This window comes from Pseudomonas sp. 34 E 7 (assembly GCF_900005715.1).
Taxonomy (GTDB): domain Bacteria; phylum Pseudomonadota; class Gammaproteobacteria; order Pseudomonadales; family Pseudomonadaceae; genus Aquipseudomonas; species Aquipseudomonas orientalis_A.
Genome location: NZ_CVTX01000095.1, coordinates 22,543 through 48,871, shown reverse-complemented (window position 1 = coordinate 48,871; position 26,329 = coordinate 22,543). Strand labels below are relative to the sequence as shown.

Here is a 26,329-nt window from a genome sequence, read left to right as displayed (position 1 = left end):
TTTGCCAGGCTGAGGCGCATCACTACTCCTCCAATCCCTCAGTTGCGCATGGCATAGGCCACGGCGATCTGGCCGGCCAGTCCTTTGCCGCGAGCCTCCCCCATAACGTGCGCGCCAGGATGTCCAGGCCTTTTTCGGTTGCGTTCATACTTCTCTCCCAGCGAAAAAGCGCGGCACAGTGGCCGGGCGGAAAACTGCTCTGAGTATATTCACTGACACAAAGATGCGTTGGCCTGTAGACTCCGCCCCGCTATCAATTTACCCCGGTCACCCCGGGGAAAGGGAGGTCATACAAGTCAAAACTCAAGCCTATAGGCCAGACATTGACGGCCTTCGTGCCATCGCTGTGCTGCTAGTTGTCCTCTACCATGCAAAATTCCCCGTACTGGGCGGGTTCGTCGGCGTAGACGTGTTCTTTGTTATTTCAGGCTACTTGATTACGTCGATTCTGCGCCGGGAAATACTGGCGGATAAGTTTTCGTTCAAGTCGTTTTACATTCGTCGCATCAAGCGCTTGTTGCCAGCCTATGCGTTCATGATGTTGTGTCTTACTATTTACTGCTACAACTACCTCATGCCGGACGACCTTATATCGTTTGCAAAGAGCGCTGTGTACTCATTGGTAGCCGTCAGCAATATTTATTTCTTCTCTGGTACAGGATACTTTGGATCGGCCAGCACCGAGCCTCTGCTGCATACCTGGTCAATTGCAGTCGAAGAACAGTTCTATATCGTTTGGCCGGTAATCATGCTGGGGCTAGCTTGGATCAGCAATAACAAGATCGCTCGCCACATCATTGCAGGCCTGTTCGTTGTGTCGCTGGTCGCATCCGAGTATTACGCAGTAAGCTCTAAAAACGCTGCTTACATGCTGCTGCCGTTCCGGTTCTTCGAACTTATGATTGGCTGCATGCTGGCTCTGTACCAACATCGCATCACCCGATACGCCAAGTTGCCAGGCACCATGTCCGTCGCGGGTGTCGCGCTCATCATCGGCAGCGCCTTGTTGCTGGATGAGTCGTTCGCATTCCCTGGTCTGAATGCACTACCAGTCTGTCTGGGTGCCGCCCTAGTAATTGCTGCGGGCTTTCGGTCTCAATCCGGAATAGGAACCAGGCTACTGGGGTTCGCCACTATTCGCTACGTGGGTAAAGTGTCCTATTCCTTTTACCTGTGGCACTGGCCCGTGCTGGTGCTCGCAGCCTATCGCGGCATAGAACTAACCCACACCAACGCAGCAATCCTGATGATCATTGCCTTTGCTGCGTCTGCGATCAGCTACCACTTAGTGGAAACCCCGTTTCGGAACGTTCGTCAAAAACGTTTCGCTCCGATCTTCGCCGGCATGTATCTGGTGCCTTTGACTGTCATTGCTGTCTTCGCCTACGTGATCATCGAGAACGACGGCTACCGCGCCCAGTCTGGCGCATTGGTGGCCGAACTGGATGAAGCCAACACGTCGCACGTACAGCGCTCGCAATGCATCAGTTTGATGCTGGTTGGCAACATGGAGGAATGCCATCTTGGCGTTGATAAGCCCACGATGGATGGCATGTTGGTGGGCGACTCCTTTGCTAATGCCTACGCCCCATTCGTTGGTGAGCTGGCCAAAGATGCCGGCTTGATGATCCACGACACGACGGCAGGCTCAACCCCAGCCATACCCGGTGTGTTCATGATGGACATGCAAAATAAGTTGTCTACCGTAGAAGCAATAAAGATCGCCAATTACAACACCGAGCGGTTCGAACTGGCGAAAAAGCAGAAGATAGTGATCTTGTCCAACTTCTGGAATAACTACGCTAGCTGGCAAGTCAGGTTCAGAATCCAAAATGAGAAAATGGAGGACGTCACAAACGAAGTCGATAGCCTGCAAATGCAAACAGTCAAAGCGTATCTTGATGCTGGCGTAAAGGTGGTGGTGATCGTTCAGCCATTTGCTGAAATTGGCAGAACCACAGTCAACAAGCTACGCGGCATGAAATTGAGACACGCGGACGCATCGGAAGTAATGCTGCCGCCAGTTGAAAAAAATGCAGACCGCATTGAATACAAGATAAAAAAGGCTTACCCGCAAGTTGTACTGATTGATCCCAATGAGGTGATTTGTAACGAGACGTGCACTTCGGTGGTGGCCGGAAAAATTATATTCAGGCTTGATGGTTCTCATCTAAACGCGTCTGGCGCCGCCGCCCTTGGCGCTGAGTACAAAAAGCTCAAAGGCAACCCCCTGAAAACTCTGTAATGAAAGGGGGCGTATGCGCCCTCGATCAGGGTTTCTTTTAATCAGGATTAAAGATTTGGCTCTTGGCCCGAATTGTGTAAATACGCGGAGTCGACATCGGGCCGGAGCCCTTTACCGTTCACCGCCCTGCTCGACTCCCGCTCAAGATTGATGGCGAGGCTGGGCCTGCCCGGCGAAAGCCATGGGCGATTTGTTTACGGTTCCCGGCACCCACTCCTGGTGTGCTGGTCAAGGGGACCTTCACGGCCCCCTTTGTTTCTCGTTACTCCGCCATTTGACGTATGGCTCTCTCAATGCGCTGACGTCCCGCATGAGCAAGCTTGCTTACACCAGCTTCTTTCGCGACCGCGTATATCAAGCCCTCCCCCGCATGCCCCCGCTGCACCATCTCATCGACCAAAGACCGTAGTTCCGGCAGGCAGATTTCAGATAGCCCTCTTGTAGTGTCTTCGTCGCCGGGCTTCCGGAAGACCACACTGGCGTCCGATTCGATATGAGCCGGCCAGAAAAAGACTCCTGTCTGCTCCTCTTCATGTGAGCGGAATCGAGCACGGGCAATTTGGTCAACGCGATCACGTATCCGTGAGCCGGTTCGTACCCAGCCATGAGCACGGGCAATGCGCCTTGCGAGTGCCGTGTCCAGAACCGGCCCCTCTTGCGTTACGACATGAGCAATCATCTGCTCCAACGTTTCCGTGTAACTCGCCTCAAAGAACTGATCTGGATCGACCAACCCTACTGCCTGACGAGGGTCGGCTTCTTTATAAATCAGATATGCAGAGGGACGAGCAAAATCCAAGACATCCTCATCTGGTGTGATAGATGCAGCCTTGGCGTACTTCAAATCAGGCAACGCGCCTGACGGGTCATTGGATTCGGCCACACTGTCCACTGTGGCAACCACAGCAACCTGACTTACTACCTCAATGACCTCAGCCATAGCTGCGTCGATTTTCAGTCGCTCTACCTCTTGAGCGGCATCGATGACAGCCTGCTTGGCTCGGGACTCAGCAAGGAGTTCGTTCAGACGTAGATGTACCTTTTCGGCAGTTCCAATTGCATCAACCCACCAGTCTGTCGACCATATCCTAACGATCTCCCAACCAAGTCCACGCAGTACAAACTCACGGAGCTTGTCACGATCACGAGCTGTCGCACTGCGGTGATAGGTAGCACCGTCGCATTCAATCCCGGCAAGGTACCGTCCAGGCGCGTCAGGGTGAACAACCCCAAGGTCTATTCGAAAGGAGGAAACGCCAATCTGGGTAAATATCTGCCATCCCTTTTTAGCCAAGGCCGCTGCAACTGCCTCTTCGAATGGGCTGTCAAAACTACCCACGCTACCAAAGTCAGCCTCTGCGAGAGCCTGTGGGCCACGCTCTGCAAACTCCAAGAAGTGCTTAAGATCTCGAACCCCGATCGCTTGCGTACGAGCTAGATCAATATGCTCTGGGCGCAAGGTCGAAAACACCACAAGCTCCTGGCGAGCACGGGTTATTGCCACGTTCAGTCGACGCTCACCACCAGGGCGGTTCATCGGACCGAAGTTCATGGAAAGCACACCGGCAGCGTCTTTTCCGTAGGTGGTCGAGAAATAGATGATGTCTCGCTCATCGCCTTGAACGCTCTCAAGGTTCTTGACGAACACAGGTTCCAGCTCGGACTCAGCGAAATACGAATCGAGTGATGGGTCTTTCCGGCAAGCCTCATCCAGCATGTCCATGATGAGCTTCTGTTGCTCGCCGTTAAAGGTTACGACCCCCACGGTCCGCCCGCTTTCGCGGAAGGCCGGAGACTGTAGGCGGGCAACCAAATCAGCAACTAAATATCTTGCTTCAATTAAGTTTGTTCGCGACCCACCCTTGTCATATACACCCGGGACTGGGCATAACCGTACTGCTTTGTCGGCCGTAAACGGTGATGGGAAAGTCACCAGCTTCGACTGGTAGTATCGCTGGTTCGAGAAAGCGATCAGACTTTCGTGGCGGCTACGGTAGTGCCAGTTCAGATTACGCATTGGCAGATTGGCACTGATGCACTCGTCCAGAATACTCTCGAGGTCAGCCTCTACATCCTCATCTTCAGCGGTCGACTCAGCTCGGTTAAAGAACGAAGTCGGAGGGAGCTGTTTGGGGTCGCCCACCATCACCACTTGCTTCCCTCGGGCCATTGCGCCGATGGCATCCCAGACAGGTATTTGAGATGCCTCATCGAAGATAACGAGATCGAACGGCGTCGAGGCAGGAGGCAGATACTGAGCAATGGATAGAGGGCTCATGAGCAAACATGGAGTCAGCTTGGTTAGCGCTTCTGGCGCACGACTCATTAGCTCCCGCAATGGGATGTGCTTGGTCTTCTTGCCCATCTCATGTCGCAGAACGCCCCACTCTGAAGAGCGACTTACACTGTCTTGGCTTGGTAGGTCGGAACATAGCCGAGCCCGGAGCCAGTCCTTGGTCAACTCGGTGAACTTGTCATCCAAAGCCCGGAAATCGCGAATTCGTTGCTCATGCTCCACGCTGACGAACGTCCGGATCACCTCTTCATTATCGACAGTCGTATTCAGCCACCAGCGGGCGTAATTTACTTCCAATACACGACGGACTTTTCCAGAGCTGATGGCTCCTGTTTCCATCGATTGAACAATCGGAGCCAGGCCGACAGCGTAGGCTTCATCGCGAACCTTCCGCCAAGCGCACCATGCCTTAAGGCGCGATTCAGACGAGACGACAGTTTCGCAGTTTGTCTTGATATCACTTAGCGCCAGGTGAGCAGTTTCGATGACGCCCATTTCGGTGAAATGACCGACAGCCGTCAGGTGCGCCGCTCGCGCCTGTAGCAACTCAAGCTTTTCTCGAAGAGCAACACCGGCATTGGCTATAGCAGCCTCCGGTTCAAGTAGTGCGTTACCATCCCCCAACAGAGTTTGAAGCGGTGTTTTGTAGGCCGCGACCTGCTCAGGATTGAGTGCCAGCTTCGCCACCGCGGTAGCCATCTCCCCCTGAAACGCTGCCGCACTACGCACGACATCAACTTTCGTTTTCAAGTCATTCCAGACAGGAACGATTTCTCGCAGATCGGCCAGATCCACCAACTCTCGCTCAACTGCTGCTCTGTTCTTGAGCAACTCAAAATCAGCTTTTAACGACGAGCCACAACGCCCCTCCTCTACATGAGGATGGTCGTCAACAAGCCGACCGCGTTCCTCTATGCCACGTCGTTCAGCCTGGAAGCGCAGAGCTGCAGTCAGCACGTCAATATCCGTGGTCAAACCGCTCCAGAGAGAGCTAGTTGCTGAGCTGAGATCAACCAGCTCATCTAACCCAGCATCGAGACGAGTCAGCGCACGCAGCCGGCGGAGTTCCTCCTTCAGGCCATCACCTAGCTGGCCCTGCTCAACCAACTGCAAGCCGTCATCGATCCAGGCAGAATTACTTTTCTGAAGCCGCATAGCCTCTTGCAGCTTGATCGCTGTCGCGAGATGCGTTGCTTCGGATTTGGCACCTTGCCAAACAGCAACACACTCATGACCTGGCTCCAGCTCATCGATTGCTCGACGCACCGACCGAATCTCTACCCAAGTAGCGAGATCCTTGCCATTGTCGACTTCACCTGTTGACGTCTGCGTCGGAGCCAATAGCCCAGCGATGCGGCGTTTTCCGAACCAAGACTTAGGCCAGAAAGACTCCTCCGCGTCTTTCCACTCGCGCAGCAGGAGTTCGGTATCAAGTACTTCAATCGCATCAACGTAGGACGCCGTTAGCTGGTGCTTGAGGTCGTCTATCTGACACAGCAATGTGACAGCTTGCCCGAGAACGTCAGTGACATTTTCTGGCCAGGCCGAGCCTAGATCAACGAACGTAGCGCGGCGTTGCTGCAGCAAATCAATGCCTTGTTTAGCTTCAGCAATAATACGAGAGGACCAGAGGGATGAGAGTCTGGAGTTAATGTCCCGGTGTTCGTCGACCCAAGTGCAGCCGTCACTCAGACGTTTAGAAATCGAGCGAGCATCGGGGCGCAGTGCGAAACGCCAATCATGCCCAGCGGCAGCAGGAAGTGCTCGAGAAAGGATCGATAGCCCCTCAAGCGCTGTTGGGGTGTACTCCGTAACAGGAAGCCCAGACAGCTCAACAAAGCGATCGGCAGCTCTCTGGACTTCAAGCACAGCGGGAAGCACGTCACGAGCCGCCTGCACGAATTGTTGCTGCCAATGAGGCGACCACTCTGCTTGGCCTACCCCGGACAAAGCGTTGCCTGCCAGCTGACTGTAACCCACAGCGTGTGCGTTCACTTCAAGGCGGTCGCCCAGCTCTCGAAGTTCAAGCATGGCCTTCTGATCATGCGTTTCCGGAGATGGCCAACCAAGTGGAGCTACTGCCTCATCAACACCCGATGTCACCGTCCCGATGGCATCGTAGATGGTGTAGCCGTTGCGGTGCCGGCGATGCAGACGCTCGACATAAATATTGAGGCTGTCACGCAGGGACGCGAGCCGCTGCGCTTCCACCTCCCATGCGGCAGCATCTACCTGCCCTTTCGCTTCCCAAGCCGACTGTAACTGAGCAAGGACATCCGTTTTCCGAGCTTTGCTGGAGTGAAGTTCAAGGCAGAACTCACCCAGACCGATTTCACGCAAGCGCCGGTACACGACGTCCAGGGCAGCAATTTTCTCAGACACGAACAGCACCCGGCGCCCTTGAGCGATCGACTGGGCGATCATGTTGGAAATCGTTTGGCTTTTACCCGTGCCAGGTGGGCCGATGAGAACGAAGTCTTTACCCTTGGCTGCGGCCATCACAGCCGCAAGCTGAGATGAATCAGATGGCAATGGGCAAAACACATCAGTCGGGCCGTAATCACGGTCCAGTGACTCCGCCTCCGGAAACGGGGTATCGGAGATGAACGAATCACGTGGCGTATCCAGAAGGTGCTGGACTACAGGGCTCTGTCGAAGGTGCTCTGCATTCTCGGCAAGATCCTTCCACATAAGATACTTGGCAAACGAGAACATCGAGAGCACAACGTCCTCGTTAAGCTCCCAGCCTGCGATGTCCTTGATCGCATGACCAACCTTGTTCCAAATACCGGCGATATCCAGACCGGAGTCGTCCCGAGGCAGCTCCTGCTCCAGTGAACCCAAGCCCAGTTCAAAGTCTTGACGCAGCATCTCGATCAGAGTCGGGTTAAAACGAGGCTCATCATCGTGCAGCACCATGGTGAATCCAGAACGCGCACTCTTACGCTCCAAAGTGACAGGAACCAAGACCAGTGGCGCTTTGTACTTTTGTCCGGCCCTATCCTCGCGCGTCCAGCTAAGAAAACCGATGGCCAGGAAAAGCGTGTTGGAGCCACCTTCCTGCAAAGCAGTACGAGCGCTTCGATATAACTCAGTTAACCGGACATCCATTTCGGTTGACGTCAGCGCAACGAATACTTCCCTACGTTTGAGAGCATCTTCAGCATGACGGCGGCGAACATCTTCTCGCTCACGCTGCTCATAGAGTGCGCGCTCACGCGGATCTGCGCCATCCATCAGGTCAGGCCTAGTAAGCAGCTTCAGAGACTGTCCACTCGCAAGAATGTCCTCGAGAGCACCAGGATCAGGCGATTCAAGCTTCAGCGCTCGCTTACCCATTTTGAAATTGAGCAAGTTATTTCGAAGCGACAGATCCAGAAGCTTCCGCTGCCACCGGCCCAAGCGATCTGCTGGGTCTAGCTTGGACAGATCTTCAACCTGTACCTTATTATTGTCATCAGCGAGGCCGATCCCTTCCTCCACAAGAAGCGATGGAGCTTCATCAGTCTCAGCAACGGCGACACGTGCGATCTGAGCCTCTGAGCTGGCGAGCGGTTTGATACGCTGCAAACGGGCGCGACGGATATCTAGCAGCATCTCGAAAACACTTTCAGCGTCTTCGGCTACTTGTTTCGTGCCCATCTCTACCGCATAAGAGAATGGCGGTATCGAGGCGTGGGTAATAAGAGTGGTCTCAAATAGCACGAGTTCCTGAAGCTTCACCCGCTTACGCACTGCAGTGACATCATCCACCACTGCAGTCGTGAACTCTTCTGGCTTAAGCCACAAACCAGCAAAAGCGTGACCATGGGTGAATACGATCACAGGGTTAAGACCGATCTGCTCCAATGCTGCGCAGAAAAGCAGAGTCAGATCGAGACAAGTAGCCAACCCGGAGTCAGCAATCTGACTGGGGCTACGAGTCTTCTGTCCTGATTGTTCAAAGCTGGCCGGCGGCAACGCATAGTCGAGCTTCATGCGCGCCACCGCGCCCCACACTGCCGACGCCAACTGCCAAGCTCTTTTGGGGCCACCCTCATATCCATCAAGTGCCGACGGCTTATCGCTAAGACGAAGCAACTCGGCCGCCTGCTTGAGCAACCGCTCAACCGCTGCATCATTCGGCTGAACAAAAGCCGCAGTCATATCTGGTATATGCCGCAATCCGCCCCACTGGTTTCTGGGCAAAAGGTCTACGACCTGTTCAAGCCGAGCAACTTCCTTGCGACCGCTCTCCGCCTCCTTGTCATCGGCTTCGAGGACAAATGTAAAGGTCGACATTTCTGACTCTGTCAGGCGACTCAACAACGGGCCGTCCAAGACAAGATCAAGCCCAGGTATGACCCGGAAGCTATCTGCAGCGATCTCGTCGATCCGCCAGATCTTGGACTTAAATACCTCGGGGGCAGAGCTAAGCGTAAGAGTGGCATTGACGAAACGATTATTCGTTTCGTTCGAGATACGAAGCTCGCGAATCACAGGGATAGCGTTCTGGAAATCTGCAAGATTTAGCTTTGCTACCAAGGTGGCAAGGACCTTTACTTCCTTAGGCGGGGCTTCTTCTTGGGGTGTGAGGGGCTGAACGATATCGTCCATGCGCAACAATCCTTGTCGTTATGCTCAAGGGAGTGCCGAAACTGACCGGCCAGGGAGCCCCTCTTGAGCTGATGGCGGGATGATATCTCTTATAGTCACAGCCGTAATGTGCCTTTGGTCGTCACTGTTCTCCCAGGCCATCATCGAACGTCAGATACTACGACCGACACAGCTCAATATCGAAAAAGGACGGAAGTCCATCGGGCAAATTTCGATAGTGGTATCACATCGAAAAATCCATCAAGAGCCGGGTGTTCTGTGGGGTAAAAACACTTAAAAACAAAAAGGGGTTGCGAGATAAAATCTCGCAACCCCTTGAATTGTATGGTCGGGACGGAGTGATTCGAACACTCGACCCCTAGCACCCCATGCTAGTGCGCTACCGGACTGCGCTACGCCCCGACTAGGCGTGTTACTGGGTTTGCTTCTTAACGAAGCGAATCGGAATATACCGCAAGCTTTTGAAATGTGGAAGTATTTTAAAAGCCTGAATCACTTTTTCAACACCACCAGCACATCTTCGAGTTCGGAGATCATCTGGCGGATCAGTTGCTTGTATTGGGTGGTGTCGTCTTTGGCCTCATCACCGGACATGCGCTGGCGCGCGCCGCTGATGGTGAACCCCTGGTCGTACAGCAACGCGCGGATCTGTCGGATCATCAGCACGTCCTGGCGCTGATAATACCGACGGTTCCCGGTGCGTTTGACGGGGTTGAGTTGAGGAAACTCCTGCTCCCAATAGCGCAGCACGTGCGGTTTTACCGCACACAGCTCGCTGACTTCACCGATGGTGAAGTAGCGTTTGCCTGGGATGACGGGTAGTTCGTCGTTATGACTTGGTTCCAGCATAAGCCTCAACTCGGGCCTTCAACTTCTGCCCTGGACGAAAGGTGACCACACGGCGAGCCGTGATCGGGATTTCTTCTCCCGTTTTTGGATTGCGGCCAGGCCGCTGGCGTTTGTCCCGCAGGTCGAAATTGCCGAAACCGGACAATTTGACCTGCTCGTTGTCTTCCAGAGCGTGCCTGATCTCTTCAAAAAACAGCTCGACCAATTCCTTGGCCTCGCGCTTGTTCAGACCCAACTCTTCGTACAGACGTTCCGCCATCTCAGCTTTCGTCAAAGCCCCCATACGTCACTTCCTTAACGTGGCGTTCAACCTTTGTTCGAGCGAGGTGAGGATATTTTGTGTCGTGGTATTCACCTCATCGTCATTAAGAGTGCGCGATGGATGCTGCCAGGTCAAGCCAACTGCAAGGCTTTTTCTATGCGGATCAATGCCTTTACCCTGATAGACGTCAAATAGCCTGAGGTCCGTCAGCCATTCCCCTGCATTTTCTCGAATTACTTCCAGAACGGCAGTGGCGGCGACTTCACGATCGGCGATCAGGGCCAGGTCACGACGCACTTCAGGGAAGCGCGACAACTCGCTGAATTTCGGCATCTTGCCCGACGCAACTTCAGCCAGGACCAGTTCAAAAACGAAGACTGGACGGTCCAGACCCAGGGTTTTCGACAGTTCCGGGTGAATGGCGCCGACAAAGCCGACCAAGCGACCCTCGCGCTCGATGCGCGCGGTCTGGCCTGGGTGCAGCGCCGGGTGTTTGCCTGGCAGGAACGTGAACGCATCCAGCGCACCGGCAAAGCCCAGCACCGCTTCCACGTCGGCCTTGACGTCGAAGAAGTCCACGGCGTCGCGGCCCTGTGCCCAGCCTTCCGGCAGGCGGCTGCCGCAGACCACACCGGCCAGCATCGGCTCTTGCTTCAAGCCATCGAGTTGACCGACGAAACGCAGGCCGCTTTCGAACATGCGCACGCGATCCTGCTGACGGTTCAGGTTGTGAGACAGCGCCTTGACCAGGCCTGGCCACAGTGACGAACGCATGGCCGCCATGTCATTGGAAATCGGATTGGCCAGCAACAGCGGCTCGACGCCCGGGTTGAACAGCTCGAATTGCTTTGGATCGATGAAGCTGTAGGTCACCGCTTCCTGATAACCACGAGCCACCAGCAGGCGACGCAACTCAGGCAGATGCGCACGCGCCTCGGCCTTCGGTTGTGGCGCAAGGCGCGCTTGCGGGTAGCGCACCGGCAGACGGTTGTAGCCGTACAGGCGGGCCAGTTCTTCGATCAGGTCGACTTCCAGACTGATATCGAAGCGATGGCTTGGCACTTCAACGTGCCACTGCCCTTCCCCACCCGCAGAGATGGCGAGGCCGAGGGCCGACAGCAGTTGCTCGATCTCGGCAGGCTCAATCACCAGGCCGAGCATTTGCTCGACGCTTTTGGCACGCAGGGTGATGGGCGCAATGGACGGCAGGTACTGTTGGTTGACGGTCTCGGTGATCGGACCGGCTTCGCCACCGGTGATGTCCAGCAGCAGGCCAGTGGCGCGCTCCATGGCTTCACGGGCCAGCTTCCAGTCCACGCCACGCTCATAGCGGTGCGACGCATCGGTGTGCAGGCCGTAGGAACGGGCCTTGCCGGCGATGGCGATCTGGTCGAAGAACGCGCTTTCAAGGAATACGTCACGCGTGGTCGCGGAGACGCCGCTGTGCTCGCCACCCATCACGCCAGCAATCGCCAAGGCGCGGGAGTGGTCGGCAATGACCAGGGTGTCGGCGCGCAGGCTGACTTCCTGGCCGTCGAGCAGTACCAGCTTCTCGCCTTCCTCTGCCATACGCACGCGGATGCCGCCTTGGATTTCGGCAAGGTCAAACGCGTGCAGCGGCTGGCCCAGCTCCAACATCACATAGTTGGTGATGTCGACGGCCGCATCGATGCTGCGCACATCAGCGCGGCGCAGGCGTTCAACCATCCACAGCGGGGTTGGCCTGGACAGGTCGACATTACGGATCACGCGACCCAGGTAACGTGGGCAGGCGTTTGGCGCCGACACTTCAATCGAGCGCACTTCGTCGTGCACGGCGGGCACGCTGGCAACCACTGGACGAGTGACGGGCACGTTGTACAGCGCACCCACTTCACGGGCCAGGCCGGCCAGGGACAGGCAGTCGCCACGGTTCGGGGTCAGGTCGACCTCGATGCTGGCGTCTTCCAATTCCAGGTAAACACGAATGTCCTGGCCCACCGGCGCATCGGCCGGCAGTTCCATCAAGCCGTCGTTGCCCTCGCCCACCTGCAGCTCAGCCTGGGAACACAGCATGCCGTTGGACTCGACGCCGCGCAGCTTGGCCTTCTTGATCTTGAAGTCGCCCGGCAGTTCGGCACCGATCATGGCGAACGGGATCTTCAGGCCCGGGCGCACATTGGGCGCTCCGCACACGACCTGGAAGGTCTCTGCGCCGTTACTGACCTGGCACACACGCAATTTGTCGGCATCCGGGTGCTGCTCGGTGCTCAGCACCTCGCCCACCACCACGCCACTGAATACACCGGCGGCCGGGGTGACGCTATCGACCTCAAGACCGGCCATCGACAGACGCGCAACCAGCGCGTCGCGATCCACCTGCGGGCTTACCCAGCCGCGCAGCCATTGTTCACTGAATTTCATCCTGCTCTCCTAAAGATTCGTTACGACTAGCGAAATTGCGCGAGGAACCGCAAGTCGTTGTCGAAGAACAGACGCAAGTCGTTCACGCCGTAACGCAGCATGGCCAGACGCTCAACGCCCATGCCGAAGGCAAAGCCCGAAAACTCTTCCGGGTCGATCCCGGACATGCGCAGCACGTTAGGGTGGACCATGCCGCAACCCATCACTTCCAGCCAGCCGGTCTGCTTGCAGACGCGGCAGCCTTTACCGCTGCACATCACGCATTCCATATCGACTTCAGCCGATGGCTCGGTGAACGGGAAGAAGGATGGACGGAAACGCACCGCCAGCTCTTTCTCGAAGAACACCCGCAGGAATTCTTCGATGGTGCCTTTGAGGTCGGCGAAATTGATATCGCGATCGACCAGCAGGCCTTCGACCTGGTGGAACATCGGCGAATGGGTGATATCGGAGTCGCTACGGTACACACGGCCCGGGCAGACGATGCGGATCGGCGGCTTGTTCGCTTCCATGGTGCGGACCTGTACCGGCGAGGTATGGGTGCGCAACAGCATGTTCGCGTTGAAATAGAAGGTGTCGTGCATCGACCGGGCCGGGTGATGGCCTGGGATGTTGAGCGCCTCGAAGTTGTGGTAGTCGTCTTCAACCTCGGGGCCTTCGGCAATGCCGTAGCCGATATGGGTAAAGAACTGCTCGATACGTTCCAGAGTCCGGGTGATCGGATGCAGACCGCCCGAGGCCTGGCCACGGCCGGGCAAGGTCACGTCAATGGACTCGGCGGCGAGCTTGGCCGCAAGATCGGCCTCCTCGAGCGACGCCTTGCGCGCATTGAGAACCTCGGTGACGCGCTCCTTGGCAACGTTGATCAGCGCACCGACCTGCGGACGCTCCTCAGCTGGCAAATTCCCCAGGGTCTTCATCACCTGAGTCAATTCACCCTTTTTACCAAGGTAGTGAACCCGGATTTGCTCCAGGGCATTTACATCTTCAGCGCTTTGCACAGCCTCAAGGGCTTGAGCCACGAGCGCGTCCAGGTTTTCCATGTACAGACTCCAGATACAAAATAGGGGAAGAGCTTGAAGGCTCTTCCCCTATTTATGACGTTTACCACCCTGGGCTACAGGAGTAACCCAAGGTGACTGTCGGGGGTACTTAAGCCAAGGAGGCTTTAGCTTTCTCGACAATCGCAGCAAACACCGCTTTTTCGTTCACGGCCAGTTCAGCCAGAACCTTACGGTCGATTTCGATGGACGCTTTCTTCAGGCCAGCGATGAAACGGCTGTAGGACAGACCGTTAACACGTGCACCAGCGTTGATACGAGCGATCCACAGAGCGCGGAACTGACGTTTTTTCTGACGACGGTCACGGTAGGCGTATTGGCCTGCCTTGATTACCGCTTGCTTGGCAACACGGAATACGCGTGAACGCGCGCCGTAGTAGCCTTTAGCAAGTTTCAGAATTTTTTTGTGACGCTTACGGGCCATGACGCCACGCTTAACACGAGCCATGAGTTACTTCCTCTATTCTTGAACCAAAATTAACGAAGGCGCAGCATGCGCTCGACTTTTGCCACGTCAGACGGATGCAGCAAGCTGCTACCGCGCAGTTGACGCTTACGCTTGGTCGACATTTTGGTCAGGATGTGGCTCTTGAAAGCGTGCTTGTGCTTGATGCCGTTAGCAGTTTTCAGAAACCGCTTAGCAGCACCACTTTTAGTTTTCATCTTTGGCATGTTCGGTACTCCGCATTCAGTTGATAAACATAATCAGAAGGCCTGCCGTGCCCTGTTGATTACTTCTTCTTTTTCGGGGCGATGACCATGATCAGCTGGCGTCCTTCCATCTTAGGATGCTGTTCGACCGAACCGTACTCGAGCAGGTCAGCTTCAACCCGCTTGAGGAGTTCCATCCCCAGCTCCTGGTGGGCCATCTCACGGCCGCGGAATCGCAAGGATACCTTGGCCCTGTCCCCATCACTCAGGAAACGTACCAGGTTGCGCAGTTTTACCTGGTAATCCCCTTCCTCCGTCCCTGGACGAAACTTGATTTCTTTAACCTGGATCTGCTTCTGGTTTTTCTTGGCTGCGGCAACCTGCTTCTTCTTCTCGAAGATCGATTTGCCGTAGTCCATCAGCTTGCAGACAGGTGGTACAGCATCGGCGGAAATTTCCACCAAATCGAGCTTGGCTTCTTCAGCCTTAAGAAGCGCGTCTTCAATTGACACAATCCCAAGCTGCTCACCTTCAGCCCCAATTAACCGAACCTCGCGTGCCGAGATATTCTCGTTGATCGGGGCTTTCGGTGCAGCTCGTTTATCTTGTCTCATTTCACGCTTAATAGTAATTACTCCGAATCTGGGCGACCACGCCGGGAAACCGCTTGCGCGAGGAACTCAGCGAACTGGGCGACGGGCATCGAGCCCAGGTCAGCACCTTCACGAGTACGCACAGCGACAGTCTGCATCTCGACTTCCCGATCTCCGATAACCAAAAGATAGGGAACCTTGAGCAAAGTATGCTCACGGATTTTAAAGCCGATCTTTTCATTTCTCAAGTCGGACTTGGCACGAAATCCGCTTTCGTTGAGTGTTTTTTCAACTTCAGCGGCAAAATCTGCCTGTTTATCAGTGATATTCATGATCACTGCCTGGGTCGGAGCCAGCCACGCCGGGAACGCGCCCTCGTAGTGCTCGATCAGGATGCCGACGAACCGTTCGAACGAGCCAAGGATCGCCCGGTGCAGCATAACCGGGTGTTTACGGCTGTTGTCTTCGGAGACGTATTCGGCTCCCAGACGGATCGGCAGGTTAAAATCGAGCTGCAGGGTACCACACTGCCAGACACGGCCAAGGCAATCTTTCAGCGAGAACTCGATCTTGGGACCGTAGAACGCGCCCTCGCCCGGCTGCAGGTCGTACGCAAGGCCCGCGCTGTCGAGTGCTGCGGCCAGTGCAGCTTCGGCGCGATCCCAGAGTTCGTCGGAGCCGACGCGTTTTTCCGGACGAGTGGACAGCTTCATCTCGACTTCGGTAAAGCCGAAATCGCGGTAAACGTCCATGGTCAGCTTGATGAACGCGGCCGATTCAGCCTGCATCTGCTCTTCGGTGCAGAAGATATGGGCGTCGTCCTGGGTAAAGCCGCGCACACGCATGATGCCGTGCAGCGCACCCGATGGCTCGTTGCGGTGGCAGGCACCGAACTCGGCCAGGCGCATCGGCAACTCGCGGTAGCTCTTCAGGCCTTGATTGAACACCTGCACGTGGCAAGGGCAGTTCATCGGCTTGATGGCGTAGTCGCGGTTTTCCGACTGGGTGGTGAACATGTTGTCGGCGTAGTTGGCCCAGTGCCCGGATTTCTCCCACAGGCTGCGATCAACGACCTGCGGGGTCTTGATCTCGAGGTAGCCATTTTCGCGCTGAACCTTGCGCATATACTGCTCGAGCACTTGGTACAGGGTCCAACCGTTCGGATGCCAGAACACCATGCCCGGCGCTTCTTCCTGGAGATGGAACAGGTTCAGGCGCTTGCCGATCTTGCGGTGGTCGCGTTTCTCGGCTTCTTCGATGCGCTGGATATAGGCGGCCAGCTGCTTCTTGTCGGCCCAGGCGGTGCCGTAGATACGTTGCAGTTGCTCGTTCTTCGCGTCGCCGCGCCAGTACGCGCCGGACAACTTGGTCAGCTTGAACGACTTGAGAAAGCGCGTGTTCGGCACGTGCGGGCCACGGCACATGTCCACGTATTCTTCGTGGTAGTACAGACCCATGGCCTGCTCGTCCGGCATGTCTTCCACCAGGCGCAGCTTGTAGTCTTCGCCACGGGCGGTAAACACGTCGATCACTTCGGCGCGCGGGGTGACCTTTTTGATCACGTCGTAATCTTTTTCGATCAGCGCGTGCATGCGCTGCTCGATGGCGGCCAGGTCGTCCGGAGTGAAAGGACGCTCATAGGCGATGTCGTAATAGAAGCCTTCTTCGATTACCGGACCGATCACCATCCTGGCGGTTGGGTACAGCTGCTTGACCGCATGGCCGATCAGGTGCGCGCAAGAGTGGCGAATAATCTCGAGCCCCTCTTGATCCTTGGGCGTGATGATCTGCAGGCTGGCGTCGGAGGTGATCAGGTCACTGGCATCGACCAGCTTGCCGTCGACCTTGCCGGCCACGGTGGCCTTGGCAAGGCCGGCACCAATGGATGCGGCGACCTCGGCTACGGAAACCGGATGATCGAATGAACGTTGACTGCCGTCGGGTAGAGTAATAGTTGGCATGGCGCCTCCTCTCCTAGTGGTGACCCCTACCAAAGGTCACGTGGGTTGGGATGAGCCAGTACAAGATCCAACACCAGGCCGTTCAATGCTGAACGCCTGCCTTACAGCGGCAGGAGCCTTTCGGCCAACCGATAATCGAACCAGAGTGACTGGAGTGAACAAAAAAGAGCCCTGGCAAGGCGGCAAATGGCACGCCTGGAAAAAGCCAAGCCCACGATGCTAGCACAGATGAACGGTCATCGCGCCGCCACGACCGGGGTAAAGGCAAATTCCATGCTTTAGGGCCGCAAAAGTGAACTTGAGCTGTACGTCGCGCCTCAAACACCCCGAGAATCGCCGTTCGTCCTCGACCCAAAGGAGCATCCCATGATGCGTTTTACCTCGACCCTCGCCCTCGCCGCTTCCCTGGCATTCATTTCGCTCGGCGCGCAAGCCGCGGCGCCATCGAACTGGCCAGACGGCGCCCGTGACGCGTTCGTCAAAGACTGCAGCGCTGCGGCCAGCCAGAACGTGGACGCCAAAACCGCCAAAGATCATTGCGAATGTGGCGCCAACAAGATCAACGCCGAATTGAGCACCGCGGAAATCAAGGAATTGATGACCAACCAGAACGCCAGCCCGGAGCTGAAGAACAAGGCAGTCGCGGCTATTTCGTCCTGCAAAGTCGTCAAGAAAAAGTAAGAACGTCTGCTGATCAGACGTCCGTTTTGCCAAAAAAACAGCCTGAAAACTGCTATTTCTCACAAATTACGTAGCTTTTACGGCTTTTTTTAACAGCTGATATTTCGCCGCAAAGCCCCGTAGAACGGGGCTTTGCGCCGGATACTCGACTAAACGCAACGCGATTGATTAGCAAACAATGCCTTGGGGGGGCTCCCAAGCCGAACATTTCGACTATGATAGCCCTGTGTGCCCAGTTGGCCTGAGCAGCACAGCACTACTGAAAATATATGTTTCTTGGAGATACACCATGTCTAATCGCCAAACCGGCACCGTTAAATGGTTCAACGATGAAAAAGGCTTCGGCTTCATCACTCCTCAAGGTGGCGGTGACGACCTGTTCGTACACTTCAAAGCTATCGAAAGCGACGGTTTCAAAAGCCTGAAAGAAGGCCAAACCGTTTCCTTCGTGGCTGAGAAAGGCCAAAAGGGTATGCAAGCTGCACAGGTTCGCGGCGAGTAATCTCCGCTGAGCTAAAAAAACCCCGTCCATGTGACGGGGTTTTTTATGGGCGCTGCAAAAGCCGCAGGCTATCAGCCGCAATTGACCCGCGTGATCACCAGATTATCGTCGGTGTTCAGGTTCAAGCGGTCGGAGCGGTATTCCAACGTGATCATGTCGTTGGGCTTGAGGATGCGTGCATTCTGGGCACCGGCACGGGTACGCGCCTGCTCCAACAGTTGAGGCGAGGCTTTCTGGCCGATCGTGTACTCGGCGGCCTTCGACTCACAGCGGCTATGACCGGCGTCGGTCACGCCGGCATCCTTGCCTGGCTCAGAGGCACCCGGGGTGCTGCAACCCGCCAACGCGAGCGCCGCCAACAAAGTACCGAATGATGCGAGCTTCCAAGGCATGAAGCCTCCTATGATAAAAAAGTGAACAGAGATCGTGCGACAGCGATGCAACCGATTGGTTTCAAGACGTTAACGCCTCACCCGCAAGTCTGCCTGAGTCATGCCAGGCAAGCGTCCAGTCAATCGTGACCAGATATGAACATGCTCAGTAGATATCGATGTAGTCGGACGACGGCGCTGGCCAGTTCTGCTTCAGCGCGTTGAAAATCTGCGTCACCCAGACCTCGTCACTGGCAGCCACATTGCCTACATACCCCGACCCCTTCGCCCAGGTCTCCAAGCGAAACAGCAGCCCGTCGATATCTACGCCGCCTACAACCTTTCCTGAAGAGATGTAGGCAATACCGGCCCTGGTGACCCGAAGCTGGGCATGTTCATCGTCACTGGCACTGGCAATCAGTTGGCGCACAGCTGCCAGCGTAAGACTCTCAGGCTTATTCAAATCGATCTGCACGCGGTGTTTCCCGGCCAATAAACAGGCCGACAGTGTCGCACACCCCTCCCCTCATGCCTAAGTAGCAGTGCCAAACCCCGCGTAAAATGGTTAACTGCGCCCGCTCAAGCCGCACGCCAGCGCATCGCCCAGTACCTAAAGCCCGCGAGATTTCCCATGACCACCGTAACGCTCCAAGCCGATATCAAAGCCAAATGGCCCCAGGGGCAAAGCTCCTACAGTCCCGGCAGTGCGGAGGAATTGGCGATCATTGGGATCGACCTGCTGGTCAAGGAGCTCGGCACCCAGGGCGCACACGCCTTCATCGGCCAGGTATTCGAGAAATACCCGACCGATTACGACGGTGCACAGGCGCGCGAGTAGGAACCGGCCGGCGAACGCCGACCGGCAAGCGGTTTACTTCAAACGTGCCAGGCGCTCGGTCAGCAGATCGAAAAAGCCCTGGGCATCGCCGTTCTCGACCCAAAACGCATTCTTCTCCTGCTTCAAGCCGTCGTACCAATCAACGATGGTCTGGCCGAAGGTCGGGCCTTCCCGGCTGTCGACGACCACGTTGACCTGACGACCAGTGAACAGCGATGGCTTGAGCAGGTAGGCGACCACTGTGGCGTCATGCACCGGGCCGCCTGGAATGCCGTAGTGCTCCATGTCACCCTTGACGTACTCGTTAAGGATATTGCTGACGACCTTGCTCGCGTTGTTGTTCAGGTCTGCGATCTTCTTCAGGCGCGCTTCGCTGGTCAGCACTTTATGGGTGACGTCCAACGGCAGGTAGGTCAACTTCACGCCACTTTTAAGCACAATTTCGGCGGCCACCGGGTCGGCGAAAAGGTTGAACTCGGCCACCGGCGTAATGTTGCCGCCATTGAAGTGCGCGCCACCCATTACCACCACTTCCTTGATGCCCTGGGTGATTTCCGGCGCCTGGGTCAATGCCAGGGCCAGGTTGGTCTGCGGACCGAGCATGGCGATGGTGATGCTGTGGGGTTTGGCGGTGGTCAGGGTCTTGATCAGGTAATCCACCGCGTTGCCATCAGCCAGGCCTTGTTTCGGCTCATGCACGGTGACACCGGAGATACCTTCCTTGCCATGGATATTCTCGGCATAGATCGGCTTGCGCAGCAGCGGCGCTGGAGCACCCGCGTAGACCGGGATGTCTTCGCGTGCTGCCCACTCGCGCGCCAGGCGGGCGTTGCGGGAGGTTTTGTCCAGGCGCACGTTGCCGGCCACTGTCGTCAGTGCGCGAATGTTCAGTTCCTCCGGAGAAGCCATCGCGAACAGCAAGGCAACCACATCGTCGGCACCGGGGTCGGTATCGATGATCAGGTCGATTTTTTCCGCCGCCTGGGCGCTTGCAGCTGTGAGTGCGGACAAAAGCAAAACACTCCGGAACAGGTTTTTCAGGGAGGGAAGACCACGTTGCATAAAACACTCCTTGTCGTAGGGGGACTCTAGAAGGTTACGCCGGATACCAGCGCGATATTGCAGTAAGGCTGACATTCGCCGGTGCGCACGACCGCGCGCGCACTGCCACTCAATTGCTTGAACGCTTCATGACTGAGCAGGCGTCGCTCGCCCAGCGCAGCCTGATCGGCCAGCGCATTGAGCTCGACCAGCGCCGCAGGCTGCTTGAGCAGGATTTCTTCAGCCAGCACGTGGCTTTCCACCTGCATTTCGCTGAGCACCACGCGCAGGGTGCTGATGAAATCCGGAATGCCCTGGGTCAGCGCCAGGTCGATCAATTCGACGCCGGGCGGCACCGGCAGGCCGGCATCCCCGATGACCAGGATGTCGCCGTGCCCCAATGATGCGATTACGCGGGACAGGGCGATATTGAGCAGAGGTGTCTTTTTCATGAGGGCACAAAACCTTGTACGTCGTGCAGCGTAGGAATGGAAGGCTGGGCGCCGGCACGGGTCACCGACAACGCGGCCGCGACCTGGCCAAAACGGATGGCCTCGGCTTCGCTCTTGCCCGCAGCCAGCGCCGCGGCAAAGCCACCCACGAAGGTATCGCCGGCAGCCGTGGTGTCCACCGCCCGGACCTTGGGCGCGACCAAGTGCTCGAAGCTGTTGCCATCAGTAAACAGTGCGCCCTGAGCACCGAGGGTGATGATGACTTTACCGGCGCCCGCCTTGATCAACGCTGTCGCGGCGAGCTTGGCGCTGTCGAGCGAATCGACCGCAACACCGCTCAAGGCGCTGGCTTCACTTTCGTTGGGAATCAGGTAGTCGATCGAGGCATACCACTCGGCCGGCAAGGGCCCACTGGCCGGCGCCGGGTTGAGGATCACCGTCTTGCCGAGCTCGCGGCCGCGCTTGAGCGCATGCTCGACGGTGTCCATCGGCACTTCAAGCTGGCAAATGATCACGTCGGCAGCCTGCAACACCGCATCGCAGGCCGTCAACGACTGGGGCGTCAACTGACCGTTACTGCCCGCCACAATCACAATCGCGTTCTGGCTGCTGTCATCCACCACGATCAGCGCAACCCCACTGGAGCCGTCCACGGTGCTGACGGCCTGACAGTCGATACCTTCGACCAGCAGCGCATCGCGCAATTGGTCGCCATAGGCATCGCTGCCGACGCAGCCGATCATGGCCACATCCGCCCCCAGGCGCGCCAGGGCGACGGCCTGATTGGCGCCCTTGCCACCGGGGACGGTGGAAAACGTCTGGCCGATCAGCGTTTCACCGGCTCGCGGTAAGCGACTGGCGCGGGTGACCAGATCCATGTTCAAGCTGCCTACTACCACTACGTTCGCTGGCATACATCAGTACTCATCAATTCGGTTCAGCGGTATTGGGCAAACACACCCGCCAACGGCGCCGTCGATTCACGCAAGACAATGCTTGGCGTCACGATGCGTTGATCGACCGGCAGTTGGGGTGTCGCTATACGTCGCAGTAATAATTCGGCCGCTGTCTCACCCAGCTGTACGATCGACTGCCCGACCGTGGTCAACGCAGGATAGACATAGCGGCCCATTTGAATGTCATCGAAACCTATCACCGACAGCTCGCCCGGCACGCGGATATTGCGCTCTGCCGCGGCGCGAAGCACGCCAAAACCGATCATGTCGTTGCAGGCAAAAATCGCACTGGGCGGTTGCTGCGCAAGCAGTTGCACGGCGGCGGCATAACCGCCGGTGCTGGTGAAATCACTTTCGCGGATGCGCTCGGCGACTGCTTCAACGCCCGCCTCGCGCAGCGCACGGCGATAGCCTGCCAGGCGCATTTGCGCCACGCGCGTATGGGCAGGGCCGGCGATGCAGGCAATGTCACGATGGCCCAATTCAAGCAAGTGCCGGGTCGCCAGGTAGGCACCCTCTTCATGATCGATGCGCACCAGGTCGACGTCGATACCGTCCAGCGCCCGGTCGACGATCACCATGGGCGTGCGCACCGCGCTCAAGCCAGCGGCAAGGCCGCTGTCATCGCCGCCCACCGAGGTCACGATCAAGCCGTCGACGCGCTTCTCCAGCAGCACACGCAAATAGCTGCGCTGCTTTTCGGCGTTGTCGTCGGAGTTGCAGAGGATCACGCAATAGCCATTGCGCTCGCAGTAATCCTCGATGCCCCGGGCCAACTCCGCGAAGTACGGGTTGAGGCTGTTGGGCACCAGCAGCCCGATCGTCGCCGTGGTCTTGGCCTTGAGCGAGCGCGCTACCGCACTGGGCACATAGTCCAACTGCTTGATCGCCGCCTCGACCTTGACGCGCACCGGTTCGCTGACCGGGCGCGTCTTGTTCACCACATGGGACACCGTGGTGTAGGAAATGCCCGCGAGCGCCGCCACATCCTTGATCGTTGCCATGGCTCAGCCCCGCCGACTGGCGCGCTGGCTGCGGTACGTATCGAGGACCACGGCGATCACGATCACGGCACCGGTAATGATGCGTTTGGTGGGTTCTGTGGCGCCGATCTGCGCCAGGCCCGCCGCCAGTACCGAAATAATCAGCACACCAAAGAACGTGCTGATGACCGAGCCGCGCCCGCCCATCAGGCTGGTACCGCCGATCACCACGGCGGCAATCACTTGCAACTCAAGGCCCGAGCCGGCATTCGGGTCCGCCGCTTCCAGGCGCGAGATCTGGAACAACGCGGCCACGCCGGCGAGCAGGCCCATCAGGCTGAACACCAGGATTTTATAGGGCTTGGGGTTGATGCCGGCCAGGCGCACCGCTTCTTCGTTGGTACCGATACCGATCAGGTAACGACCGAACACAGTGCGGGTCAGCACCAGCTGGGCGGCGATGATCACCAGCAACGCAATGATGAACGACGGCGAAATCCCGAACGCGATTGGATTGGACAGCCAGGCAAACGAGTCACCGATATAAGCGGTGCGCGAGCCGGTCATCTGGTAAGCCACGCCCCGGGCCATCTCCAGCACGCCAAGGGACACGATAAAGGACGGAATACGCCACGCCACGGTGATGGAACCGGTAAGCGTGCCGGCCAATGCGGCGCAGCCCATGCCCAGCACGGCGGCCGGCAATACACTCCAGCCCCAGCTGAGAATCGCCACGCTGACCGCCGACGCCGCCAACGCCAGTACCGAGCCAACCGAGAGGTCGATACCACCGATGATCAGGATGAAGGTCATGCCCACCGCCAACACCATCAGGTCCGGAATCTGGTTGGCCAGGGTGCTGAATGTGTCATAGGACAGGAAGTGATCGCTGAGCACCGAGAACAGCGCAATCATCGCCAGTAACGCGCCCGCCAGGCCCAGGTAGGTGCCCACGCCGTAGAAGTTGCCGCTCGCTTTACCGGGGGAAGTGGTTGTTTTCATGGGGTATTCCTAGGCGCTGCATCGTTGAGCAGCGCGTCACGTTTGTGATAGCCGGCAAAGGCGGCGGCGAGCAATTCGTCCTGGGTCCAGCGGTCGCGCTCGAAGGTCTCGATCAGGCGTCCGGCAGACAATACGCCGATGCGGTCGCAGATCAGCATCAGCTCGCGCAGATCGCTGGAGACCACCACCAGCGCTTTGCCCTGGCGCGTCAACTCGCCGAGCAAGGCATAAATGTCGAACTTGGCACCGACGTCGATGCCACGCGTAGGCTCATCGAAGAGCATCACCGAACAATCGCGCTCCAGCCAGCGGCCAATCACTACCTTCTGCTGGTTACCGCCCGAAAGCTCGGAGACCAATTGCGCCGGGCTGGAACTGCGGATGCGCATGGCGTCGATCTGACGCTTGGCCAGGGCGGTTTCATCGCGACTGTTGACCAGCCCGCCCGCCGAGATTTCCGGCATGTTGCCCAAGGCGATGTTGGCGCTGATGGACTGGGTCAGCAGCAGGCCCTCACCCTTACGGTCTTCGGTGATCAGGGCAATGCCATGGGCGACCGCGTCGACCGGCGAGCGAATGCTGACCACGTTGGCCTGCGGCCCCAGCGCCACCGTGCCGCTGTCGGCTGGGTCGGCACCAAAAATCAGGCGCAGCAACTCGGTACGACCGGCGCCGATCAGGCCGGAAATACCGTAGATTTCACCGGCGCGCACCTGGAAGGACACGTCGCGGACCTTGTCCGCGCGCGTCAGGCCTTTGACCGTCAAGGCCGGTTCGCCGATAGTGCGCGGGCCCAGGTCGATGTGCTCGCCCAACTCGCGCCCTACCATCAGGGTCACCAGTTGTTCACTGTTGTAATTGGCCATCGGCTCGACACAGACCAGCTTGCCGTCGCGCAATACGGCAATGCGCTGGGCCACACGGGCCAACTCTTCAAGCCGATGGGAAATATAGATAATCGCCACGCCCCGGGCCTGCAGGCGGGTGATTTGTTCGAACAGCATCTCGACTTCACGGGCCGTGAGCATCGCCGTCGGTTCGTCGAGAATCAGTACATGGCAGTCACCAATCAGATTGCGGGCAATCTCGACCATTTGCTGATGACCAATGCCCAGGCTGCCTACCAGGGTGTCCGGGTCGATTGCATCCAGGCCCACCTGGGCCATGGCTTCGGTCGCGGCCGCGCGCAACTGTTTGCGGCTTATCCAGCCACCACGGCTGGGCAGGTTATGCAGGAACAGGTTTTCAGCCACCGTCAGCGTCGGCAGCAGGTTGAGTTCCTGCATGACCATGCGCACACCCAGCGCTTCGGCCTGGGTGCGGCTGGCGGGTTGATAATCCTGACCATTGAACTGCATGTTGCCGGTGGTCGGCGTGACCAACCCGCCGATGATCTTCGACAAGGTACTTTTGCCTGCGCCGTTTTCACCGGTCAGCGCCAACACTTCACCACGATTGAGCGTGAGCGTGACGTCGGACAGAACCGGTTGGGCATAGGTCTTGCCGATACCGCTGACCGAGAGGACAGCGTTCGGGGCGGAAGATGACATAGGAAAAATCTCCAGGCGCCCGCTCAGGACGAGCGGGCGCTGTTGGCTACTGCCGGGATTACTTCTTGAGGACGAGTTCGACCGGGGTTTCGATCACACCATCGGTGGCCTCGACCTTCTCGCCCTTGACCAGCTTCAGCGCATTCTGGATACCGAACACGGCTTGCTGGGCGGCGGCCTGGTCGGCGGTTGCCAGCACGCGACCGTCCTGCAGCATCGGCTTGATGGCTTCGATGTTGTCGTAGCCCACCACCAGCACTTTGCCGGCCTTGCCTGCCGCGCGTACGGCGGAGACGGCGCCCAGCGCCATGTTGTCGTTACCGGCCAGAAGTGCCTTGAGGTCCGGGTATTCGCTCAGCATCGCCGAGGCGACTTTCTGGCCCTGGTCGATTTCCCAGTTACCGGATTGAGTGGAGACGATCTTCATGCCTGCCGCATCCATCGCATCCTTGAAGCCTGCGGTCCGCTGCTGGGCGTTGGTGGTGGTCGGCACGCCTTCGATGATACCGACCTTGTCGCCCGCAGCCAGTTGCTTGGCCAGGTAGTCACCGACCAGCTTGGAGCCTTTGCGGTTGTCCGGGCCTACGAAGGGAATATCGAGTTTCTTGCTTTTCAGCACGTCCGGGTCCAGACGGTTGTCGATATTGACCACCTTGATGCCGGCATCCGAGGCTTTCTTCAGCACGGTGACCAGCGCCTTGGAATCGGCGGGTGCGATGACGATGGCGTTGACCTTGGCCAGGATCATCTGATTGACGATATCGATCTGCGCGCTGGTGTCGGTTTCGTTCTTGATGCCGTTGGTGATCATGTCGAAGTCGGCGGCGTGGGATTTCTGGTAGTCCTTGGCGCCCTCTTGCATGGTCACGAAAAATTCGTTGGCGAGGGACTTCATCACCAGGCCGACCTTGGGTTTGGCGGCAGCGTCGTCAGCGAATGCAGAAGAGAGAGGCAGGGCAGCGGATGCGGCGGCAAGCACAGCGACAGCGAGAAGACGTCCTGCAAATGGCAGCTTCATGGGTGTACTCCGATCTTA

At 57.5% G+C, this 26,329-nt stretch carries 22 protein-coding genes and 1 tRNA gene; 4 read left to right on the top strand and 19 right to left on the bottom strand.

What is annotated here, in order from left to right:
• The first annotated feature begins 223 nt into the window (after nt 1-223).
• A complete protein-coding gene (locus BFP96_RS06665; protein ID WP_083216595.1) occupies nt 224-2,245 on the top strand; it encodes an acyltransferase family protein in 2,022 nt (673 codons plus the stop codon).
• Between the two features lie 262 nt (nt 2,246-2,507).
• Here the strand turns inward: BFP96_RS06665 and BFP96_RS06660 are convergent, their stop codons facing one another.
• The 10 genes from BFP96_RS06660 to thrS all read right to left on the bottom strand — a co-directional run bounded on the left by BFP96_RS06660 (nt 2,508) and on the right by thrS (nt 16,917).
• The gene (locus BFP96_RS06660) at nt 2,508-9,137 is read right to left on the bottom strand and encodes a DUF3320 domain-containing protein (RefSeq protein WP_065935866.1); all 6,630 of its coding nucleotides are present in this window, start codon (nt 9,135-9,137) and stop codon (nt 2,508-2,510) included.
• A 325-nt stretch (nt 9,138-9,462) separates the two neighbouring features.
• Nucleotides 9,463-9,539: transfer RNA gene (locus BFP96_RS06655), tRNA-Pro, on the bottom strand.
• 90 nt (nt 9,540-9,629) lie between these two features.
• Nucleotides 9,630-9,986, bottom strand: a complete 357-nt coding sequence (locus BFP96_RS06650) for a MerR family transcriptional regulator (protein ID WP_003174972.1) — start codon at nt 9,984-9,986, stop codon at nt 9,630-9,632.
• A complete protein-coding gene (ihfA, locus tag BFP96_RS06645) occupies nt 9,967-10,269 on the bottom strand; it encodes an integration host factor subunit alpha (RefSeq protein ID WP_002553164.1) in 303 nt (100 codons plus the stop codon). Before ihfA ends, BFP96_RS06650 begins: the two co-directional genes overlap by 20 nt.
• Nucleotides 10,270-10,272: 3 nt before the next feature.
• Nucleotides 10,273-12,651 carry a phenylalanine--tRNA ligase subunit beta gene (pheT, locus tag BFP96_RS06640; RefSeq protein WP_065935865.1) on the bottom strand — a complete coding sequence of 793 codons (2,379 nt, stop codon included), beginning with the start codon at nt 12,649-12,651 and terminating at the stop codon, nt 10,273-10,275.
• A gap of 26 nt (nt 12,652-12,677) precedes the next feature.
• The gene (gene pheS / locus BFP96_RS06635; RefSeq protein ID WP_003192486.1) at nt 12,678-13,694 is read right to left on the bottom strand and encodes a phenylalanine--tRNA ligase subunit alpha; all 1,017 of its coding nucleotides are present in this window, start codon (nt 13,692-13,694) and stop codon (nt 12,678-12,680) included.
• Between the two features lie 109 nt (nt 13,695-13,803).
• Nucleotides 13,804-14,160, bottom strand: a complete 357-nt coding sequence (gene rplT, locus BFP96_RS06630; RefSeq protein ID WP_003192488.1) for a 50S ribosomal protein L20 — start codon at nt 14,158-14,160, stop codon at nt 13,804-13,806.
• 29 nt (nt 14,161-14,189) lie between these two features.
• A complete protein-coding gene (gene rpmI, locus BFP96_RS06625) occupies nt 14,190-14,384 on the bottom strand; it encodes a 50S ribosomal protein L35 (RefSeq protein ID WP_002553160.1) in 195 nt (64 codons plus the stop codon).
• Between the two features lie 59 nt (nt 14,385-14,443).
• On the bottom strand, nt 14,444-14,995 hold the full coding sequence (infC, locus tag BFP96_RS06620; protein WP_170827566.1) for a translation initiation factor IF-3: 552 nt from the start codon (nt 14,993-14,995) through the stop codon (nt 14,444-14,446).
• Complete coding sequence (gene thrS / locus BFP96_RS06615; protein ID WP_065887180.1) at nt 14,995-16,917, bottom strand: threonine--tRNA ligase; 1,923 nt, start codon at nt 16,915-16,917, stop codon at nt 14,995-14,997. Before thrS ends, infC begins: the two co-directional genes overlap by 1 nt.
• 366 nt (nt 16,918-17,283) lie before the next feature.
• Here thrS and BFP96_RS06610 point away from each other — a divergent pair, with 366 nt between their 5' ends.
• Nucleotides 17,284-17,598, top strand: coding sequence for a hypothetical protein (locus BFP96_RS06610; protein WP_083205615.1), 315 nt, complete (start codon nt 17,284-17,286; stop codon nt 17,596-17,598).
• 289 nt (nt 17,599-17,887) lie between these two features.
• Nucleotides 17,888-18,100: a cold-shock protein gene (locus BFP96_RS06605; RefSeq protein ID WP_003234260.1), complete on the top strand. Its 213-nt coding sequence runs from the start codon at nt 17,888-17,890 to the stop codon at nt 18,098-18,100.
• Between the two features lie 71 nt (nt 18,101-18,171).
• On the opposite strand, the gene BFP96_RS06600 is transcribed toward BFP96_RS06605, so the two are convergent.
• Together BFP96_RS06600 and BFP96_RS06595 are read right to left on the bottom strand one after the other, a co-directional pair.
• Entirely contained in the window at nt 18,172-18,492 is a 321-nt protein-coding gene (locus BFP96_RS06600) for an I78 family peptidase inhibitor (RefSeq protein WP_065887177.1), read from the bottom strand.
• A gap of 145 nt (nt 18,493-18,637) precedes the next feature.
• Nucleotides 18,638-18,946: a hypothetical protein gene (locus tag BFP96_RS06595; protein WP_065892484.1), complete on the bottom strand. Its 309-nt coding sequence runs from the start codon at nt 18,944-18,946 to the stop codon at nt 18,638-18,640.
• A gap of 156 nt (nt 18,947-19,102) precedes the next feature.
• On the opposite strand from BFP96_RS06595, the gene BFP96_RS06590 reads away from it, so the two are divergent.
• Complete coding sequence (locus BFP96_RS06590; protein WP_065935864.1) at nt 19,103-19,309, top strand: hypothetical protein; 207 nt, start codon at nt 19,103-19,105, stop codon at nt 19,307-19,309.
• A gap of 33 nt (nt 19,310-19,342) precedes the next feature.
• Here BFP96_RS06590 and BFP96_RS06585 read toward each other — a convergent pair whose 3' ends face one another.
• From BFP96_RS06585 to BFP96_RS06555, 7 genes are read right to left on the bottom strand one after another with little or no spacing between them, the layout of a single operon-like run.
• Complete coding sequence (locus tag BFP96_RS06585) at nt 19,343-20,371, bottom strand: nucleoside hydrolase (protein WP_065887172.1); 1,029 nt, start codon at nt 20,369-20,371, stop codon at nt 19,343-19,345.
• A 26-nt stretch (nt 20,372-20,397) separates the two neighbouring features.
• On the bottom strand, nt 20,398-20,802 hold the full coding sequence (rbsD, locus tag BFP96_RS06580) for a D-ribose pyranase (protein WP_065887170.1): 405 nt from the start codon (nt 20,800-20,802) through the stop codon (nt 20,398-20,400).
• Nucleotides 20,799-21,716, bottom strand: coding sequence for a ribokinase (gene rbsK, locus BFP96_RS06575; protein WP_065935863.1), 918 nt, complete (start codon nt 21,714-21,716; stop codon nt 20,799-20,801). The genes rbsD and rbsK overlap by 4 nt, the downstream gene beginning before the upstream one ends.
• Nucleotides 21,717-21,739: 23 nt before the next feature.
• Nucleotides 21,740-22,762 carry a LacI family DNA-binding transcriptional regulator gene (locus BFP96_RS06570; protein WP_065892482.1) on the bottom strand — a complete coding sequence of 341 codons (1,023 nt, stop codon included), beginning with the start codon at nt 22,760-22,762 and terminating at the stop codon, nt 21,740-21,742.
• A 3-nt stretch (nt 22,763-22,765) separates the two neighbouring features.
• Nucleotides 22,766-23,743, bottom strand: a complete 978-nt coding sequence (locus tag BFP96_RS06565; RefSeq protein ID WP_065935862.1) for an ABC transporter permease — start codon at nt 23,741-23,743, stop codon at nt 22,766-22,768.
• On the bottom strand, nt 23,740-25,293 hold the full coding sequence (locus BFP96_RS06560; RefSeq protein WP_065892481.1) for a sugar ABC transporter ATP-binding protein: 1,554 nt from the start codon (nt 25,291-25,293) through the stop codon (nt 23,740-23,742). The genes BFP96_RS06565 and BFP96_RS06560 overlap by 4 nt, the downstream gene beginning before the upstream one ends.
• A 58-nt stretch (nt 25,294-25,351) precedes the next feature.
• Nucleotides 25,352-26,311, bottom strand: coding sequence for a sugar ABC transporter substrate-binding protein (locus BFP96_RS06555; protein WP_065892480.1), 960 nt, complete (start codon nt 26,309-26,311; stop codon nt 25,352-25,354).
• Nucleotides 26,312-26,329 lie beyond the last annotated feature (18 nt).